The organism is Burkholderia sp. Tr-20390 (assembly GCF_017104595.1).
Lineage (GTDB): Bacteria > Pseudomonadota > Gammaproteobacteria > Burkholderiales > Burkholderiaceae > Burkholderia.
In genome coordinates, this window is the sequence record NZ_JAAGPC010000012.1 from 1 (window position 1) to 15,780 (window position 15,780).

Sequence of the window (15,780 nt, forward strand, 5' to 3'; positions counted from 1 at the left end):
TCCGTTGAAGATGCGCACGTCACCGAGGTCGTCGCGCCGGCTCGCCGCGTAGACGGGCTGCGGCACGGTGAGCTGGTAATACGCGGCGGTGCCGTCGAGGTCGAGCGAGAAGCGCTGCGCGACGCGCGCGTCGGCCGCCGCGAACGACGCGAGCAGGCTCAGTCCGAGCAGGGCGGCGAGTCGTTTCATGGCGTGTCGTCCTGCGGCGCGGCGGCCTTCGGCGGCAGCGGCGAGAAATACCCGATCAACAGCAGCAGCACGCCGATGCCGATGAACGACACGATGCGCTCGATGCCTGTCACGTGCGACAGGTCGAACAGGAACAGCTTGACGACCGTGAGCGCGAGCAGCGCGGCGCCGACGAACCACAGCGGACGCAGCCCGCGGCGCGTGGCCCAGATCGTGATGGCCAGTGCGCAAAGCGTCCAGTACACGGACACCGATGCCTGCACCAGCGTCGATTCCGCCATCGCGCCGAGTTCGTACGGCACGCCGGCCCAGTGATGCAGCGTACGCAGCAGGATCGCGTTCAGCCACAGGAACGCGGTCGCGCCGGCCGCGCTCAGCAGCTCGACGCGATACTTGTCGAACGACCAGCCGAGCTTGCGTGCGCGCACGAACCACGACGCTGCGAGTGCGTAGACCACCGCGAGCACGAGGTCGAGCGGGTTGAAGAGCGGCACGCGCGCCCAGCTTCCGCCGTCCTGCGTGAAGTTCGCGTAGAAGGTCCACCCCCACATCACGACGATCAGCGGCAGCGACGCGAGCGCGCACACGCGGGCGATGCCGTCGCGGCGCGTCAGCCACATTCCGGCGAACGCGAACAGGCTCCAGCCGACCATGAACACCTGCTGGATGCCGAACGACGACAGCACGGTGTCGATGCCGTAGGCCAGGTGGAAGCGCTGATGCAGCGTGCGCAGCATCAGTGCGTTGAACCACAGGAACACGGTGGCGATGGCCACGTAGTCGACGACGCGCGGATGCCACGCGATGCCGAGCGTCTTCAGCCGGCGCAGCCACACGGCGAATGCAATGAACACCAGGCCCTGCGCGATGTCGAGCGGGTTGAGCAGCGGCAGCCAGAAGAGCGGCGCCGCGTTGCCGTCGCTGATCACGCTGGCGATGCTCCACAGCCACAGCAACGCCGCGAGCGGCGCCGCACCCCACACCTGGTACGCGCGCGGAAACGCCGCGACGGGCCAGCGCAGCCGCGAGCCGGGGCCCGACACCAGCAGGAGCAGCGCACCGAAGCCGTAGGCCCACGCGCTCCAGCTCCACGCGCCTTCGGGCACGTACGCACGCAGGCGCCAGAAGCCTTCGAGCGACAGCAGCCCGCACACGGTCCAGAACATCAGCGTATGCAGCGGCGCGATGATGCCTGCGGAGAGGGATGGCGCGACGCCGCGCGCCGAGCCTGGCGCGGAATCGGCGCCTGCGGTGCCGCGCGACTGGCGCCACAGCAGCGCAAGGCCTGCGCCGACGGCGACGGGCCACGCGAACGCGCCCATCCCCGACAGCGGCGCTTCGTGCGCATCGAACACACGCAGCGCGAGCAGCGCCAGCACCGGCGTCAGCGCGAGCGCGGGCCATTCGGCGAGCGGCCACGCCAGACGGCGGCGCGCGACGTGCGAGAGCCACGCGGTGCCGGCCGCGAACAGCGCGGTCGAATCGACGACGAAGCGGTCGGCATGCAGGTCGACGTGACGGCTCGCGTAGACGAGGATCTCGTGCAGGCCGCCGCTCACCCACCACAGCAGCCCCCATGCGGCGGCGGCGGCGCCGATCTCGGGCATCCACGCGTGCCACGCGCGGGCTTCGCCGCGCCCGTGCAGCCACCAGCCGGTGAACAGGCCGGCGAGCGCGATCAGCAGCATCGCGATATACGGGCTGTTGAGCACCGGCAGCACGGTGGCGTCGGCCGGCCCGAGCAGGCTCGTGAAGAATGCGCCGGCCGCGGCAACCTGCATCAGCAGCCCGAAGCCGAACCGCAGCATGCGCTTCTCGCGCACGCCGAGCCAGACGACGGCCGCGCCTTCGATCGCCCAAGCGGCGCTGGTCGTCGGGCCGGAGAACGCGAGCGGCACGGCCAGCGTCGCGAAGATCACCGCGAGCGCGAGCGTGGATTCGAACAGCAGCGCGAGGCGGTCGCGGCGCCGCGCGAGCCACGCGGTGACCACGACGTAGAACGCCGACAGCGCGACGGCGCTCCACGCGAGCCCGAACGGCATGTCCTTCACGAGCGACGCCTGCAGCGCGGTGGCGACGATCGGCGTGCCGAACACGAGCGTGCCGTCCACGTAGTGCCGCAGCGCGAGTTCGCGCTTCACCGCATACAGCAGCGCGATGCCGACGTACATCAGGAAGAACAGGATGAGGAACGGCTCGGTGCTCGCGAACAGCGCGGGGCGGTAGGCCGTCACGCCCCACGCCGAGCCGATCGTGAACGTGAAGACGAAGCCGAGCAGGTTCAGCGGACGCCAGGCCTTGAACCACGCGATCGCGAAGATGCCCGCGTTCAGCAGCGCGTAGTAGCTGAACAGCGCGACATGGTTGCCCTGGCCGGTCGACAGCAGCACCGGCGCGAGAAAGCCGCCCGCGGTGCCCATGAACGCGAGCGGCAGCGCGTTCTGCCGCACCGCGAGGAACGCGCTCAGCGCACACACGGCCACCATCAGCGGGAACGCGGCGCCGACGGGCAGCAGCGCGTAAAGCTTGGTCGCGGCGAAGATCGTCAGGTACAGGATGCCGACGCCGCCGCCCTGCAGCACGAGCCCGTACGCCGCGCGGCGCGCGCGCACGCGCCAGCCGATCGCGAGCAGCGCGGCCGCGGCGAGCGCGGTGCCGGCGAGGCGGAATTCGATCGGCAGCATGTTGTTGTCGGCCGCGTACTTGAGCAGGAACGCGACGCCGAAGAACAGCACGATGATCCCGACGCGCACGACTGTGTTGCCGCCGAGCAGCCAGTCGCGTGCGGCGCGGAATGCGCGCTCGACGAGGTCGGGCTCGCGCGGTTTGGGCGGCGCGGGAGGCGCCGACGGTGCGGGGGCCGGGGCGGCAGGCGTTTCGCTCGCGCGGATCGCGGCGGCCGGTGTCGGTGCCGGCGTGGCGGCGCGAACGGGGGTGGGAGCCGGTGCCGATACGGACGCCGGTGCGTCCGTGCGTGCGGCGGCCGGCTGGGCAGGCGCGCGCGGTGGGAGGACGGCCGAAGGCGGGACGGGTGCGGATGGGGTGGCGGAGGCGGTGCCGGCGGGCTTGTGCACGGTCGCGTCAGTTGTGGCCGTGCCGGCCTTCGCACCAGCCAGCTGGCCGCGCAGCGACGCCACTTCGCGCGTCAGCGTCTCGACTGTCGCCTCGAGGCGCGCGACGCGCTCGGCCAGGGGAGCCGGCGGCTGGGCGGGCGGTGCCTGCATCGCGAACGCGGCGGGCGCCGTGCCGTTGTTCTTGCGCTTGCGCTGTTGCAGCGTGTTGTCGAGGCAGAACCCGATCGCGGCGCCGAGCACTGCGCCGGTAATGGCGGAGAAATCCCCGATCAATGCGGCAATCCCGCCCACGATGAAGCCGATTGCGGTAAAAGCCCAGTTCATCTCGCCTTGCTCCCTCTCTCGTATCGTTATCGGCCTGCGATCGGATGTCTGCCGGTCGAGGCGGTATCGGCATGGCCGGCAGGCGAACCGGCATGCGCTGCTGACCACGGTGGCCGCGTGATGGCCTGTGTCGCGGTCAGCCTGTTGGCGGGGAATGTATCACAGCGGCTGTCGGGGATTTTCCGGGTTGGCGCGGTATCGCGGCGTGCACCGTCCGGTGTCGCCGCGCGGCTTTTTGCACGGTCATGCTTTTTATTGGTGGAGGCGAGGCGCTTTCGTCTGAGCAGATCGACGCGTGATCGGACGTGAAATTGTCGTAAAGCGACGCGTGCCCGATGCGAATTGGCGCAAGGCGCGACGCGATCCGCGCCGCGTTGCTGCGCACAAGTCCGACGCGCGATGCCCGCCGTTGCTGGCCGTGCGCGTATTGCGCCGCCGCAATCGGGTGCCGTCGCGTGCCGCGCCCCGCCCGGCGGGGCTGGCAGCCGTGTCGTATTTGCGCAAGCGTTTGTCGTAATTCGTCGGCAGGTCGGGGTTTTTTCTGGCAACTATGTAGGCACGCTAAGACAAGCGCGAGTCCCCGCTACACGAGGAGAAGGTTTCGATGGATGCCCCCAAGGTCGTGGTCGAAGGTCTGTGCAAGGTGTTTGGAAGCAACCCGCAGCAGGCGCTCGACATGCTCGCCGCCGGCGCGACGAAGGACGATGTGCTCAAGCGCACCGGCCAGGTCGTCGGCGTGCACAACGTCTCCTTCGATGTGCAGGAAGGCGAAATTTTCGTGCTGATGGGCCTGTCCGGCTCCGGCAAGTCCACGCTGATCCGCCTCGTGAACCGGCTGGTCGATCCCAGCGCCGGCAAGGTGATGATCGACGGGCTCGACGTTGCGTCGGCGCGCCGCTCGGCGCTGACCGCGCTGCGCCGCAAGGACATGAGCATGGTGTTCCAGTCGTTCGCGCTGATGCCGCACCGCACCGTGGTGTCGAATGCCGCGTTCGGCCTGGAAGTCGCGGGCATGGGCAAGAAGGAACGCGAGCGCCGCGCGATGGAAGTGCTCGAGCAGGTCGGCCTCGCGCCGTTCTCGCACAAGCTGCCGTCCGAGCTGTCGGGCGGCATGCAGCAGCGCGTCGGCCTTGCCCGCGCGCTGGCCGTGAACCCGTCGCTGATGATCATGGACGAGGCGTTCTCCGCGCTCGATCCGCTCAAGCGCCGGGAAATGCAGGATGTGCTGCTGCAACTGCAGAAGGAACAACGCCGAACGATCATGTTCGTGTCGCACGATCTGGAAGAAGCGCTGCGCATCGGCAACCGCATCGCGATCATGGAAGGTGGCCGGCTCGTTCAGGTCGGCACGCCGCAGGACATCATCGCGAACCCGGCCGACGATTACGTGCGCGCGTTCTTCGACGGCATCGACACCAGCCGCTACCTGACCGCCGGCGACCTGATGCAGACGGGCGCCGTGCCGATCGTGTCGAAGTGCGATGCCGCGAACGTCGCGGCGACGCTGAACGGCAGTGCCGACTATGCGTTCGTGCTCGATGCGCAACGCAAGATCCGCGGCTTCGTCACGCGCGAAGCGATCGGCCAGGCGACGCCGTCCGTGAGCCCGATCGAATCCATCCGGCGCGACGCGTCGCTCGAACATGTCGTCGCGCGCGTGGTCGCGAGCCCGAATGCGCTGCCGGTCGTCGACGACGACGGCTGCTACTGCGGCTCGGTCGATCGTGCGCTCATCCTGAAGGCCATCACGCGTTCGCGAGGTTCCCATGTCTGAAATGATTCCGCTCGGTACCTGGGTCGACCAGTCCGTTCACTACCTGCTCGACCACGACGCCAAGACGTTCGACACGATCGGCCAGGCGATCGAGGGGCTCGCGGCATTCGTCGAGCACGGCCTGCAGGCGATCCCGATGTGGCTGATGATGGCGATCTTCATCGGCGTCGGGCTGTGGCGGGTGGGCTGGCGCTTCGCGCTGTTCACGACGCTGTCGCTGCTGCTGATCTTCGCGACGGGCTTCTGGGACCAGACGGTCATCACGCTCGGCCTCACGCTGTCGTCGACGATCATCAGCCTCGTGCTCGGCATCCCGCTCGGCATCTGGGCCGCGAAGAGCAAGTGGGTCGCCGCGATCGTGCGCCCGATCCTCGACCTGATGCAGACGATGCCCGCGTTCGTCTACCTGATTCCGGCCGCGATGCTGTTCGGTCTTGGCCGCGTGCCGGGGATTCTGTCGACGGTGATCTTCGCGATGCCGCCGGCGGTGCGCCTGACGAGCCTCGGGATCCGCCACGTGAACCGCGAGATCGTCGAAGCCGGCCAGGCCTTCGGCTGCACGCCGTGGCAGCTGCTGTACAAGGTGCAGTTCCCGAATGCGCTGCCGTCGATCATGCAGGGCGTGAACCAGACGATCATGATGGCGCTGTCGATGGTGATCATCGCGTCGATGGTAGGTGCAGGCGGCCTCGGCAACGACGTGCTCGCCAGTATCCAGCGCCTCGACATCGGCCTCGGTTTCGAAAGCGGCCTGTCGGTCGTGCTGCTCGCGATCATTCTCGACCGCATCACCGAAAGCTTCGGCCGTGCACCGGGCACCGTGAAGGCGCCGCTGTTCTCGGGTCTCAAGCAGCTGTTTCGCGTGAAGGCCGCGCCCGCGCAGGCCTGACCTCCGGCGGCCGGCATCCCCGGCCGCTCACCCTGAATGAATAACGGCTTCCGCGGTTTCGGCCGCGGGGCTGGCCCCCTGCAACCTCCTCGCCAGGAGACCGATGTGACGTCCGCCGTCGCTGTCGCGCCCGCAGCCTGCGTTTCACCGGTTTCATCGCTCGCCCATTTCGGCTTCCTGACGCTGCCGAACTTTTCGATGATCGCGTTCTCGAGCGCCGTCGAAGTGCTTCGGATGGCGAACTACGTCGGGCGCGCCGATCACTACCAGTGGTCGATCTATTCGCTCGACGGCAGTCCGGTTCACGCCAGCAACGGCATCGCGGTACGGCCCACGCAGGCGCTCGACTACACGAACCTGCCCGACGTGATGATCGTGTGCGGCGGCATCCGCATCCGCGACGTGGTCGACGAGGGCGCGCGCGATACGCTCGCGGCGCTCGCCGAACGTGGTCTGCCGCTCGGCGGCATCTGCACGGGCGCGTATGCGCTGATGTCGAGCGGGCTGCTCGACGGCTATCGCTGCACGGTGCACTGGGAGAACCTGTCCGCGTTGCATGCCGAGTTTCCGCAAGTGGGTTTCGCCGACGAACTGTTCGTCGTCGACCGCGACCGGCTGACCTGCACCGGCGGCACCGCGCCGCTCGACCTGATGCTGAACCTCGTCGGGATGCGCTTCGGCCAGCAACTGGCCGCGCAGGTATCCGAGCAGTTCATCCTGGAGCGCATCCGCAGCTCGACGGACACGCAGCCGATTCCGGTCGATGCGCGCGTCGGCTTCTCGCGCGCGGAGCTGATCGAGGTCGTGCGGCTGATGGAGGCGAACATCGAGGAGCCGCTGTCGCTCGAGGAGCTCGCACGGCTCGTGCGGCTGTCGCAGCGGCACCTGCAGCGCATGTTCAAGGTGTACCTGAACGTGTCGCCGACTCACTATTACCTGACGCTGCGCCTGAAGCGCGCACGCGACCTGCTGCGCACGACCGACGCGTCGATCGCACGCGTGACGACGGTCTGCGGCTTTCATTCGCCCTGCCATTTCAGCAAGGCCTACCGTGCGCAGTTCGGTCACGCGCCGAGCTACGAGCGCCGGTTGCCGGGGCGCTGACTAATCCAATGGTCCGCGACGCCGCCGGGATCGCGGCGCGCGGCTTCAATAAACGATCCCGCATTCAAGCAAACGACATCACTTTGAGGAGAAGCAAGATGAAGCGCCTATTGATCGCAGCGGTGTGCGGGATCGGGATAACCGCGCCGATGTCGGCCGTGTATGCGGCCGATCCGCCCGTGTGCAAGAACGTGCGCTTCGCGGACGTCGGCTGGTCCGACATCGCGGCGACCACGGGCCTCGCATCGACGATGCTGCAAGGGCTCGGCTACAGCCCGACGAAGACGATCGCGTCGGTGCCGATCACGTTCGCCGGCATCAAGAGCAAGCAGATCGACGTGTTCCTCGGCTACTGGTCGCCGACGATGGACCCGATCATCCAGCCGTTCACGAAGGCCGGCCAGATCAAGGTGCTGTCGACGCCGAACCTGACCGGCGCGAAATACACGCTCGCGGTGCCCGACTACGTGTACCAGGGCGGCCTGAAGTCGTTCGCGGATATTCAGAAGTACGCGGACAAGCTGAACGGCAAGATCTACGGGATCGAACCGGGCAACGACGGCAACCTGCTGATCAAGAAGATGATCGACGGCAACAAGTTCGGCCTCGGCAAGTTCAAGATGGTCGAGTCGAGCGAGGCCGGGATGCTGGTCGAGGTGAATCGCGCGATCCGCGACAAACAGTGGATCGTGTTCCTTGGGTGGGAACCGCATCCGATGAACGTGCAGATGAAGATCGACTACCTGACCGGCGGCGACGACGTGTTCGGCCCGAACTACGGCGAAGCGAAGGTGCTGACGGCGACGCCGCCCGACTACTCGCAGCGCTGCCCGAACGTCGCGAAGTTCGTGTCGAACCTGCAGTTCACGACGTCGATCGAGAACCACGTGATGATGCCGATCATGAACAAGGAAGACCCGAACAAGGCGGCGGCCGAGTGGCTGAAGGCGAACCCGCAGGCGCTCGACAAGTGGCTCGCCGGCGTGACGACGCTCGACGGCAAGCCGGGCCTGCCGGCGGTGAAGGCCTATCTCGGCGTGCATTGAACGTAACGCGTCGGGCGTCGCGGCTTCGGCTGGAAGCCTGACGTGTTTCCGAGCCGGTGGAAGCAGGGTGCGCATCCTGCTTCCGCCGGCTTTTTGCTTCCGGTTTCAGGTTCGGCCCGTCAGTGGATGGGCGATGCGCTAGACTGCCCGATCCCGATCGAGGAGGCGGCAATGATACGCAGTGCGCTTGAGGTATCCGGATGGCGGCAGGTGGCCGGCAGGCGGCCGAGGCCGAACGGCGCGTCGGCTCGTCGCGACGCAGGCTGCAACCGGACGATGCCGCACTGCGGCCATTCACGCGCATGAAGCGCATCGAGCAAGTGGTGCTGGCCGCCGATCTCGCGGGCACGGCGGTGTTCGCGGTCGAGGGTGCCAATGCGGCGATCGGCGCCGGGCTCGACCTGTTCGGTGTGATGGTGCTGTCGCTCGTCGTCGCGCTCGGCGGCGGCGTGATCCGCGATCTGCTGATCGGCGCACGGCCGCCCAGCGCCGTGAGCGACTGGCGCTATCCGGCGCTTGCGTTCGCTTCAGGGCTGTTCGCGTTCGTGTTTCATGAGCGGGTCGCCGCGTTTTCTCCGTCGCTGCTCACGACGCTCGATGCGGCCGGCCTTGCGTTGTTCGCGGTCGCGGGCGCGGTGAAGGCGCTCGAATTCCGGGTTCACCCGTTCATTGCGACACTGATGGGCGCCGTGACCGGTTGCGGCGGCGGCGTCGTGCGCGATGTGCTGCTTGCACGGATCCCGGTCGTCCTGGTCACGGACATTTATGCGAGCGCGGCGCTGCTCGGCGCGGTGGTCGTCGTATCGTGCCGACGGCTCGGTTGCTCGCCGATCGTCGCGGCCGTGCTGGGCGGCGTCGCATGCTTTGCGCTGCGGATGGCTGCGGTACGATTCGGCTGGCAATTGCCGAAAATTGCCGCCGGGGCGTGAGCGTTCGGCTCATTGCCCCTTCGTCGCCGCCGGCACGTCGAACACCCGATCGAACGCCCACTGGAACACGAACGCGTAGCCGAAGAAGAACGCGAACAGCCCGATGTCGACGACGAACGCGTCGAGCCACGAGATGTCGAGCCACCCCGCCACGACCGGCACCAGAATGAAGATCAGCCCGCCTTCGAATCCGGTCGCGTGCAGGATCCGCCGCCCGAGCGTGCGTGTCGGCTGGCGACGCGACGCTTCCCAGCGCTCGAACAGCGCGTTGAAGATCATGTTCCACAGCATCGCGATCGCCGACATCGTTGCCGACAGCGCGCCCGAATAGACGAGGTCCTGCTTGAAGATCGCCGCGATCGCGGGCGAGATGCAGGAAATCGCGATTGCTTCGTAGAGCACCGCCTGCGTGATCCTGCGCGGTAGGCCTTGCACGTTGTTGCTCCAGTGGGACGTCACTCGCCGCGGCACCGTGCCGCGACGTCCCGCAAGGCTATTCGCGTTGCACGCCTGCTTCAATTCACCTAATCTCACCCGGATTCAATTGAATTCAACCCGGCCCGAGCCGGCCCGCGAGGCCCCGTGTTCTCGAAAATCCCCCTGACCGCATTGCGTGTATTCGAGTCGTCGGCGCGGCTCGGCGCATTCAAGGCCGCCGCGGACGAACTGTCCGTGACGCCGGCCGCCGTGTCGCACCAGATCAAGTCGCTCGAAAGCCGGCTTGGCGTGCTGCTGTTCGAGCGCGGCGCGAGCGGCGTGCGGCTCACGGACGAAGGCGAACGCCTGTTTCGCGCGAGTCACGATGCATTGCTCGCATTGAGCCGCGGGCTCGATGCGGTGCGGCCCGAGGCGGCCGGCGAGCGCACGCTCGTGCTGACCACCACGCCCGCGTTCGCCGCGATGTGGCTGATTCCGCGCCTCGGCCGGTTTCGTCAGGTCGATCCGCAACTGCACATCAAGGTTGAAACCGGCAACACGCTTGCGGATCTCGAACGCGATGCGCGGATCGATCTCGCGATTCGCGCGACGTCGCGCACGTTTCCGGCACTGCACGAGATTGCGCTGATCGACGAGTATTTCGGCGCGTATGCGGCCGTCAGCTTCGACGCGCATCGCACGGACGAGCCGCTCGACCTGATCGAGACCGTGTGGGATACGCCGCTGCCGGTGTCGGTCGACTGGGTGTCGTGGTGTCGCGCGGCCGGCCGCGACGCGTGGCTCGAGCGCGCGGTGTTTCGCCACTACGACGACGAGCATTACGCATTGCAGGCGGTGCTGCATGGGCAGGGCATCGCGTTGCTCAGTTCGGTGCTGGCCGCCGAGCATGTCGAGCACGGGGCGCTGATGCCGATCGAGCCGGCGGTGCGGATCGAGGGCGCGCGTTTTGTCGCGCTGTGCCGGCCCGGGCGGGAGCGCGAGCCGCAGGTCAGGTCGTTTCTCGACTGGCTCGAAGAGGAGATTGCGCAGACGCGGGAGGCGGTGGGGCGGATGGGGGCGGGCGTTGAGCGGTAAAGCGGGCCGTGCAGGCCCGATGCGAACCGACCCGCTCGCACACCCACCATCACCCGAACCTGACGCAATAAACCGGTGGCAAATGCGCAGACACCAGTTGCCAGCTTTCGCCGCCGTCGCCGGACGTCCATAACCCGCCGGTGGTCGATCCCATCGCGAGGCGCGTACCGGTGTCATCGATCGCGAGCCCGTGCCGATACACGAGGTCGTACGCCGGTGCACTCGGCAACCCGTTCGAAAACTGCTCGAAACTGCGCCCGCCGTCGCGCGTGCGCGTGACGACGAACCTGCCGTTCACCGGAATCCGGCACGCGTCCTTCACGGCCGGCACGAACCACGCGGTGTCCGGTTCATGCGGGTGCACGGCTACCGCGAAGCCGAAGCTCGAAGGCTGCGCCTCGATGCGCCGCCAGTGTTCGGCGCCATCGGTCGAGCGGAAGATCGTGCAGTGATGCTGCGTCCACAGCACGTCCGGGTTGGCGGCGCATTGCACGACGCGGTGCGGGTCTTGCGCGTTGGGCTCGCCGCGCCGCTCGGGCGGCATGTAGTCGGCTTCCATGCCGTCGGCGGTCACGCGCCACGTCGCGCCGCCGTCGGCGGTCTGCCAGACGCCGCCGCACGAGATGCCGACCATCACGTGCCGGCTGTCGCGCGGATCGACCATCACCGAATGGATGCCCGGCGCATCGTATCCGCCGCCGCCCCATTCGGCGCGCTCCGGGCGATCCCACAGTGCCCGGTTGAGCACCCAGGAACTGCCGCCGTCGTCGGAGCGGAACAGGCCGCCGGGAATCGTGCCGGCCCACAGCACGCCGGGTTCGTCGGCGCCGCCGGTTTCGAGCGACCAGATTTGCTGGAGCGTCCACGGCGGTTGCGGCGTGCCGGGTGGCGCGTCGTCGTCGTCGCCGGTGCCGGCATTCACACTGGCACCGGCGGGTGGGGCGTCGGCGGGCTGCGGCGGATAGACGGGAACCGCGCATTCTTCCCAGTCGGCGGCGCCTGCGCGCCGGCGGTGCAGCTTGACGCCGAAATGGCCGAGGTTCAGCGCCGCATACAGCGTGCCGTCGCGCGGGTCGGCGAGCGCCATGCTGACCGGCTCGCCGGCGAAGTGCGGCTCACCGAGCGTCCAGCCGCCGTGGCCGTCGGCCTGCAGGACGAACAGGCCCTTGCGGGTGGCGACGAGCAGTCGATCGTTCATTTGCGATGTCTCCGGATGCCCGGCTTGACGTTGGGGTGCGCGGCCGGTGCTTGTGCATATGTCCCCTTATCCGCCCGTCAACGCCTGCACGACATAGACCCGGCTGGCGTCGCCGAGCACATCGGACAGGTGTTGCCGGTCGCGGATCGGCTGGCCGTCGATGAATACCGACAGGTGTTTGCGCAGCGCACCCTGGTCGTCGAGGATGTAGCCGCGCAGCCGCGGCTGCTCGCCGAAAACGGTGTCGAATGCTTCGCCGACCGAGTGGGCGTCGATCTCACGCTCGGGCGTTTCGATATGCCGCTGGATCGAGGCGGCGAAGAAGAGGTGCGCCATGGCGGTGGCTGGCAGGAGCCTCGCTGAGGGGACGGTCTGTAGTTTAGGCGATCCTTTGGGGGCGGAAAGCCGGCATCGCGTAGTCGCGGTGCGCCGGCGTGTCCGATCCGGCCGGGTCGACACGTTCCGGCGAATCGGCAACAATCCTTGCCGGATCGTCATCGCATACAGGAATCGACCGCCATGCGACCGTCAGTCGTACGCTTTCCATTTGCCGATGAAGGAAATACTTGCCATGCCGCGATCCGCGCTGTCGATCGTCAAACCCGCCGTCGACGATATCGTCGCGGGCCGCAAGCGGGTCGAAATCCGGTCGTGGGCGCCGCCGGTCATACCGTTGCGTGATCTCGTGCTGGTGCAGAACACGATCTTCCTGCGTCAGGACGGACAGGAGGACCCTGACGGGATCGCGCTCGCGCTGGTCGACGTCGTGGGGGTACACGACTGGACGCCGGATGAAGCCCGCGCGCAAGGCAAGCAATGGTGTGCCGGATACGTGTGCTGGGAACTGACGAACGTGCGGGCGATCGATCCGCCATTCCGATGCGCAGCGAAACGAGGGATCTATGCACTGGAGACCCCGGAGCGTCATGCATCCTGACTCCCGCGCCCGGGAACGACAGAGCCATCGGTGATGGTTTGCCGGGCAGATATCGTGCAGTCGTATTACGCGTACTTGTCACCCACCGCCGCCCTGACCGGATGCGTGTCATAGACGATGACCATGCGCTCGACGCGTCCGCTTTCGTCGAATTCGAACACATCGACGCATTCGAACTGCACCGCCGAGCCGTCCTTCAGCCCCCAGTCGTACACGAAGTAACCGGTTGCCCGTCGCGCGCCGGTCGCGCTGACGCAGATGTCGATCGCCGTGATGCGGCTTTGTCCGGATGCGGAAACGACTTTTTCGAAAAACGGTGTCGGCTGCATCCAGCCGAGAAACGGCGAATAAATCCGCGCATCCGGCGTGAACAATGCGCAGATCGCGGCGACGTCGCCGCGCTCGAGCGCCTTCAGGTAGGTGTCGACCTGCCGCGTGTATAGTGCTTTCGACGATGGGTCCATTCTCTTTCTCCGCGGGTTGTTGACGAGCCGGGCCGCGACAGGTGAGGCGGATCCGGTGCAACCACGATAGCGATGCACAGATGTCCGAACAATCGAAAAATCCGCAACCCGGGCATGCGGCCCGTGCATACCCGCTTGCCGAACTCACGCGAGCCCTGCCGCCGTTGACGGCGTTCCAGGCCTTCGTTGCCGCGGCCGAACTCGGCAGCTTCAGCCGGGCTGCCGATCATCTGTGCCGGACCCAGGGGGCGGTGAGCCGTCAGGTGCAGCAACTGGAAGTGCATTACGGGTGTGCGCTGTTCGTGCGTCATGCGTCGGGGCTGACACTGACTGCGGAAGGCGGCGCGTTGCTGACGGTGGCCGTCGACGTCCTGACGCAACTGGCACGCCACGCGCAGGCGCATGGCGGCGTCGCGCCGGTTCTCACGCTGCGGTTGCCGTCGACCTTCGCGATCCGCTGGCTGCTGCCGCGTCTCCCGGCGATCAATCGCGCACTCCCGCAGACCGAGCTGCGGATCCAGACGTCGGCGGACGACACGCCGGATTTCGCCGGAACCGACGTCGACGCGATCGTCGTACGAGGCGCCGGGCACTGGGCCGGCATGGTGTCGGTTCCGCTCTTTGCAGAGCGGCTGACGCCGATGTGTACCGGCACGCTGGCCGCTTCATTGAGATCGATCGCCGACCTTGCGCAGGCCACGTTGCTTCATCCCGCCCACGGGCACGACGAGTGGCGCTGCTGGCTCGCGGCCGTCGGCGCGACGCAGGTCGACCCGGAAGCCGGGCTCGTACTGGACACGCTCGAATTGACGCTCACCGCCGCCGAGCAGGGGCACGGCGTGGCGATCGGTGACCCGCGCATGGCCCGGGACCGGCTCGCGGCCGGGACGCTGGTCGCCCCGTTTGGCGAGGTCGTGGACAACGGTCTCGGCTATTTCCTCGTGTACCCGTCGCCGCGTGCGATGCAGCCCAAGATTCGCGCGCTGACGTCGATCCTGACGGAACTGGCACAGGACGATTCGCCGCGCATGGCGTGACGGGAAGCCACGCCGCTCACACGCGCTAAACCGGAATCGACCGCCCGCGCATCCTGATCCCGATCCGCACGACACCGATCACCGCATTCGACAGCCACGTGAGCAGGCGCGGCATCCCGCGCCGGCGGATATCGAGCAGCAGCACGATCCGCACCGCGTCGCTGTCGTTCCATACCTCGTGCAGGAACGTGTCGTCCCACAGCAGGAAACGCCCTTCCTCGAGCCGGTATTCGTGGCCGTCGACTTTCAGCACGGCGGCCGGCGTGCCGTCCGCGCGCGTCGGCATCGACAGCACCAGATAGCCGCGCAGGATGCCGCGAAACGGCCCGCGATGCGGGGGAATGTGCTTGCCGGGCGCGAGGAACGACAGCGATGCGGACAGCACGTCCGGCGATGCCGCGACGATCGATGCGACGGTCGGGCAGCGCGACAGGTTGCGCGGGAACGGCTGGCCGTACGCCTGCATGATGAACATCCGCCAGTCGCGTGCATCGTTGGCCGAGATGTCGTACTGCTCGCGCATGATCTCGTGAAAGCGCGGGATGCGCGGCATGTCGCGCGCCACGGCGAATGCCTCTGCCTGGATGTCGGTCCAGGCACGGACGAAACGCTCGGTGTCGGGAAACACGGCCGTGTCGAGCACCGCGCCGCCGTCGATATGGCGGTCGAACAGCGTGCGCAACAGGCCGGCTGCATAGTCGTAGGCGACGGACATGATCGATCGAAGGGCGATCCGTAAGGGGTGACGTCAGTCTGCCCGAAGCGCGGCGGGCGCTGCGTTACGTCAGGTTACGCCGGCTGACGAAAGAATGACAGTTGCATGAACGTCCGTGCCGGGCGCGCCCGGTGCTCGAGAAGCCGCGTGATCCGGGTTGCGCGACGCGCGGGAATAAACGCACGCGCTCCGTCGTCATACGGGTGTAGCACGTCGTCTCGTTGACTTCTCAAGGAGTGGAACATGAACACGCATTGGCTGGTGGCCGCCGCGGTGGCGGCGATTTCTCTCGCGGGTGTCGCGACGCAAGCGTCGGCACAGGCACTGACGCGCGCGCAGGTCAGGCAGGAACTGACCGACGCCGAAAACAACGGGCTGCGCTTCGTGACCGATACGTCGTATCCGGACGTGAGCCCGCTGTTCCAGCGGCAGGTCGAACAGATGCCGACGCATCAGGCCAGCACGGCGGTCGGCAGCGATCCGGCCGCGTCATCCGAAGCGGGCAGGCCGGCGACGATGTCGCCGCGCCAGGGTTCCGCCGCATGCGTCGGCCCCGCGAGCTTCTGCGCGGTTTATTTCGGAAGCTGA

At 67.5% G+C, this 15,780-nt stretch carries 15 protein-coding genes and 1 pseudogene; 9 read left to right on the plus strand and 7 right to left on the minus strand.

The window, feature by feature from the left end; genetic code table 11:
• Both G3N98_RS05535 and G3N98_RS05540 read right to left on the minus strand, forming a co-directional pair.
• Nucleotides 1-189: DUF3999 family protein (locus tag G3N98_RS05535; RefSeq protein WP_206147528.1), on the minus strand; the 189-nt coding region annotated here is incomplete at its 3' end.
• Nucleotides 186-3,587, minus strand: a complete 3,402-nt coding sequence (locus G3N98_RS05540; RefSeq protein WP_206147529.1) for a DUF2339 domain-containing protein — start codon at nt 3,585-3,587, stop codon at nt 186-188. The genes G3N98_RS05535 and G3N98_RS05540, both read right to left, overlap by 4 nt.
• A 482-nt stretch (nt 3,588-4,069) precedes the next feature.
• Between G3N98_RS05540 and G3N98_RS05545 the strand changes: the two are divergent.
• From G3N98_RS05545 to G3N98_RS05565, 5 genes and pseudogenes are all read left to right on the plus strand, one after another.
• Nucleotides 4,070-5,361 (plus strand): annotated as a pseudogene (locus G3N98_RS05545) (glycine betaine/L-proline ABC transporter ATP-binding protein); the annotation flags it as partial.
• The gene (choW, locus tag G3N98_RS05550; RefSeq protein ID WP_046549695.1) at nt 5,354-6,250 is read left to right on the plus strand and encodes a choline ABC transporter permease subunit; all 897 of its coding nucleotides are present in this window, start codon (nt 5,354-5,356) and stop codon (nt 6,248-6,250) included. The pseudogene G3N98_RS05545 and the gene choW, both read left to right, overlap by 8 nt.
• A 105-nt stretch (nt 6,251-6,355) precedes the next feature.
• The gene (locus G3N98_RS05555) at nt 6,356-7,354 is read left to right on the plus strand and encodes a GlxA family transcriptional regulator (protein ID WP_011354068.1); all 999 of its coding nucleotides are present in this window, start codon (nt 6,356-6,358) and stop codon (nt 7,352-7,354) included.
• A 98-nt stretch (nt 7,355-7,452) separates the two neighbouring features.
• Entirely contained in the window at nt 7,453-8,400 is a 948-nt protein-coding gene (locus G3N98_RS05560) for a choline ABC transporter substrate-binding protein (RefSeq protein WP_206147530.1), read from the plus strand.
• 302 nt (nt 8,401-8,702) lie between these two features.
• The gene (locus tag G3N98_RS05565) at nt 8,703-9,329 is read left to right on the plus strand and encodes a trimeric intracellular cation channel family protein (RefSeq protein WP_175239951.1); all 627 of its coding nucleotides are present in this window, start codon (nt 8,703-8,705) and stop codon (nt 9,327-9,329) included.
• 9 nt (nt 9,330-9,338) lie between these two features.
• Here the strand turns inward: G3N98_RS05565 and G3N98_RS05570 are convergent, their stop codons facing one another.
• Nucleotides 9,339-9,764: a PACE efflux transporter gene (locus tag G3N98_RS05570; protein ID WP_206147531.1), complete on the minus strand. Its 426-nt coding sequence runs from the start codon at nt 9,762-9,764 to the stop codon at nt 9,339-9,341.
• A gap of 147 nt (nt 9,765-9,911) precedes the next feature.
• Between G3N98_RS05570 and G3N98_RS05575 the strand changes: the two genes are divergently transcribed.
• Complete coding sequence (locus G3N98_RS05575) at nt 9,912-10,841, plus strand: LysR substrate-binding domain-containing protein (protein WP_206147532.1); 930 nt, start codon at nt 9,912-9,914, stop codon at nt 10,839-10,841.
• A gap of 49 nt (nt 10,842-10,890) precedes the next feature.
• Here G3N98_RS05575 and G3N98_RS05580 read toward each other — a convergent pair whose 3' ends face one another.
• Nucleotides 10,891-12,039 (minus strand): exo-alpha-sialidase, encoded by a 1,149-nt coding sequence (locus tag G3N98_RS05580; RefSeq protein WP_206147533.1) that lies wholly within the window; start codon nt 12,037-12,039, stop codon nt 10,891-10,893.
• A 66-nt stretch (nt 12,040-12,105) separates the two neighbouring features.
• Nucleotides 12,106-12,375: a MoaD/ThiS family protein gene (locus G3N98_RS05585; RefSeq protein WP_043180651.1), complete on the minus strand. Its 270-nt coding sequence runs from the start codon at nt 12,373-12,375 to the stop codon at nt 12,106-12,108.
• A gap of 217 nt (nt 12,376-12,592) precedes the next feature.
• On the opposite strand from G3N98_RS05585, the gene G3N98_RS05590 reads away from it, so the two are divergent.
• The gene (locus G3N98_RS05590; protein ID WP_241025767.1) at nt 12,593-12,976 is read left to right on the plus strand and encodes an ASCH domain-containing protein; all 384 of its coding nucleotides are present in this window, start codon (nt 12,593-12,595) and stop codon (nt 12,974-12,976) included.
• A gap of 65 nt (nt 12,977-13,041) precedes the next feature.
• Here G3N98_RS05590 and G3N98_RS05595 read toward each other — a convergent pair whose 3' ends face one another.
• Nucleotides 13,042-13,440, minus strand: a complete 399-nt coding sequence (locus G3N98_RS05595; RefSeq protein ID WP_089475510.1) for a nuclear transport factor 2 family protein — start codon at nt 13,438-13,440, stop codon at nt 13,042-13,044.
• Nucleotides 13,441-13,520: 80 nt separating this feature from the next.
• On the opposite strand from G3N98_RS05595, the gene G3N98_RS05600 reads away from it, so the two are divergent.
• A complete protein-coding gene (locus G3N98_RS05600; protein ID WP_206147534.1) occupies nt 13,521-14,477 on the plus strand; it encodes a LysR substrate-binding domain-containing protein in 957 nt (318 codons plus the stop codon).
• 25 nt (nt 14,478-14,502) lie between these two features.
• Here G3N98_RS05600 and G3N98_RS05605 read toward each other — a convergent pair whose 3' ends face one another.
• The gene (locus G3N98_RS05605) at nt 14,503-15,192 is read right to left on the minus strand and encodes an aspartyl/asparaginyl beta-hydroxylase domain-containing protein (RefSeq protein WP_089475508.1); all 690 of its coding nucleotides are present in this window, start codon (nt 15,190-15,192) and stop codon (nt 14,503-14,505) included.
• Between the two features lie 243 nt (nt 15,193-15,435).
• On the opposite strand from G3N98_RS05605, the gene G3N98_RS05610 reads away from it, so the two are divergent.
• Nucleotides 15,436-15,780, plus strand: coding sequence for a DUF4148 domain-containing protein (locus G3N98_RS05610; protein ID WP_206147535.1), 345 nt, complete (start codon nt 15,436-15,438; stop codon nt 15,778-15,780).